Here is a 2,541-nt window from a genome sequence, read left to right as displayed (position 1 = left end):
CACTCTTGCATGGTTGCCGGGCGAGGAAGGGCAAAAAGACCTTGTTAAATGGTTTGATGAGGGAGTGCCACACTTTTACAAAATCTTGTACCCAAATGGCACGCTGGACTTATTTAAGGGCTGGATTAGCAGCCTAGGTAAATCCATTCCGATTAAAGAAACCATGACGCGCACTGTAAAAATTAAAAATACTGGCCGCCCAACCATGGCAGAAGAAATTCCCCCAAAACCAGCGGGCAAAACAGTTACTCAGCCAAAAGAGTAATAAAACTTTAAATCAATAAGATAGCCACAGCAATGTGGCTTTTTCGTATGCATTTCACCTTGTGCACCACATGCACACACACCTAAAGCATCGAACAGTTATTTAGGAATGAGCCTTTGAGGAAATCAGTTATAGCTGATACTGCTTCGATGGGCTGATCTCCTATGTGGCAAGGGTTCATTACTAAGTAAGGACAGTATCATGGCTAAATTAACCGTCATCAATAATGCTATATCTGAACAACCAACTATGACCAGCTTAGAAATGGTTGACTACATTAATGCTGATAGAAAAGCAAAGGCTGAGGTGGAAGGTTTAAACTTCCCATGCAAGCAATATAAAAAGCTTTCACATAAAAACTTTATGGCAAAAGCTCCAAGAGTTTTAGGTGAAAGTCAATCAGCTAAATTTTTAGCCGATTACATTGATAGCAAAGGGCGGTCATATCCGTGCTTTAAATTCCCTAAGCGTGAAGCTTGTCTGATGGCTATGAGTTATAGCTACGAACTTCAAGCACAAGTATTCGATCACATGACAGAGTTGGAGGCTGAATCAGGATTTGGATTTACCATCCAGCAACTACAGCACATGTTAGCCGTGGCAAGAAAAGCTTCTGATGAAGATTCTAGTGATGCAGGTCGCCGATTACGTAAAAGACAAGATGATTTGGTTATTTTAAATCGTGCAGAAAAGCTAATAGGTGATATCAGCCAGATGGCATTAGGCTTGGTCGGTGGAGGCAAACTGCTAGGACATGAAAAATAAACCTAATTACGACACCTCAATTTTGAGGGCTTTGATTTTACAGATAAATAGGTCGCTCAGCGGCCTTTTTTATTATTAATGAAAAGGTATCGATATGTTTTTAAAGAAAAAAGAAATCAAAATTGGTGAAGAAGTTATCATTCTTTCTGAATTAACTGCACTGCAGCGTGCTGAGTACTTTGAATTATTAGTTCACCAAGAGAGTGAACTTGAAAATCTCAAAGGTCACGCGCTGGGAGCTAAAGCAAATCGACATGGCGTTGAACAACTCGCATGGATTGTCTCGCGCTCCATTTGGAACACTGATAGAAATCGCGACATTGAAACCATCTATCAGGAAATACTCGATAACTGGGGGGATTTAGCCCTAAAAACCGCATTTGATACCGCCTCCAAACTAAGCGGCATGACTAATGACAGCGACCCCAGTGAAAAAGAAGAGCAAGAAGTACAGGAGCCTGAACCACTGGAAAAGTAGTTGCGCGTGAACGTGCATTTTCTTTGCGACTGGCGCGTGAATTTGGGCGACCTGACTGGCGACGAATGCTAGATGAAATCAGTGCAACCGAGTATAGCGATTGGACCGATCATTTCAGCAAAGTACCGTTCACGCCCCAACTTATTGATGCTGAATTTGCCGCATTACAACAAACCGTATTTCAGACCATGTTTGGTGGTGATACTGAGTTAACCGATTTTATGTTACTGACCGATGTAGAGGCGGGTGATACAGAAATGTCAGATGAAACACTGCAGACAATCGGTGAGGGAATCTTAGGGGGAGTGCGATATGAGCCACCAAATAGCAGATCTTGAGATTAAAATTGGCGCGAATACTACGGAATATCTTGAAAAAGCAGGCCGTGTCGAGCGTGACCTAGAGAAGAAAGCGCGAGATGATCAGCGATTTGCGAAAATGCGCCAAGATGCATTGGATCGAATTGCAGCAAAGGAAGGTGAAAGGCAGAAAAAACGGCAGTCTCAACTCAAACAGTTTAGTGACGCGTCCGCAGCGGCGCATCAACAAAAAATTTCAGAGCTTGAAGCAGAAGCACGCGCCGTTGAAAAGAACCATCGAGATGTGAAGCGCATTTTTGAAGAAGAGATGCGTAAAGGAAAGCGCCCCGAATCAAATACTGGACTTGTTGCACAGTATGATGCGCAAATGGATGCATTGCAAAAGTACAACAAAGGACTTGAAGAAGCCCAAGCAATACGCCAGCGTCTTAATAGAGACTTACAAAATGGGCTTCTCGTTGGTAAAGAGTATGCGACACTTCAAAATCGAATCGGTGGGATAATTAAAACAACCACAAGAGCCGAAGAAGAACAAACGCAGGCTAAGCAGCGTTTTATTAACAAGTTAAAAGAACAGGTGACTCAACAGAACTTGTCTCGCACTGAAATGTTACGTATTCAAGCAGCGCAGCTTGGCGTTTCGAGTTCAGCTGATGTTTACATTCGCAAACTTGAAAAACAAAACGTAGCGTTAAAAGGTGTAACGATTAGTT

At 42.5% G+C, this 2,541-nt stretch carries 4 protein-coding genes and 1 pseudogene; all 5 read left to right on the top strand.

Annotated features, from left to right (window positions below; all coding sequences use genetic code 11):
* The coding region (locus PSF09_RS08565) for a phage tail tube protein (protein ID WP_272683778.1) at window positions 1-265 on the top strand (265 nt) is incomplete at its 5' end.
* A 201-nt stretch (window positions 266-466) separates the two neighbouring features.
* Window positions 467-1,030: a Rha family transcriptional regulator gene (locus PSF09_RS08560; protein WP_272683777.1), complete on the top strand. Its 564-nt coding sequence runs from the start codon at window positions 467-469 to the stop codon at window positions 1,028-1,030.
* A 94-nt stretch (window positions 1,031-1,124) separates the two neighbouring features.
* Window positions 1,125-1,508 carry a phage minor tail protein domain-containing protein gene (locus tag PSF09_RS08555; protein WP_272683776.1) on the top strand — a complete coding sequence of 128 codons (384 nt, stop codon included), beginning with the start codon at window positions 1,125-1,127 and terminating at the stop codon, window positions 1,506-1,508.
* Window positions 1,509-1,531: 23 nt separating this feature from the next.
* Window positions 1,532-1,846 (top strand): phage tail assembly protein T, encoded by a 315-nt coding sequence (locus PSF09_RS08550; RefSeq protein ID WP_272683775.1) that lies wholly within the window; start codon window positions 1,532-1,534, stop codon window positions 1,844-1,846.
* Window positions 1,821-2,541 (top strand): annotated as a pseudogene (locus PSF09_RS08545) (hypothetical protein); the annotation flags it as partial. The gene PSF09_RS08550 and the pseudogene PSF09_RS08545, both read left to right, overlap by 26 nt.

Source organism: Providencia sp. PROV141 (assembly GCF_028481645.1).
Taxonomy (GTDB): domain Bacteria; phylum Pseudomonadota; class Gammaproteobacteria; order Enterobacterales; family Enterobacteriaceae; genus Providencia; species Providencia rettgeri.
The sequence above is the reverse complement of the archived record's forward strand: the minus strand, read 5'-3'. Positions and strand labels throughout refer to the sequence as shown.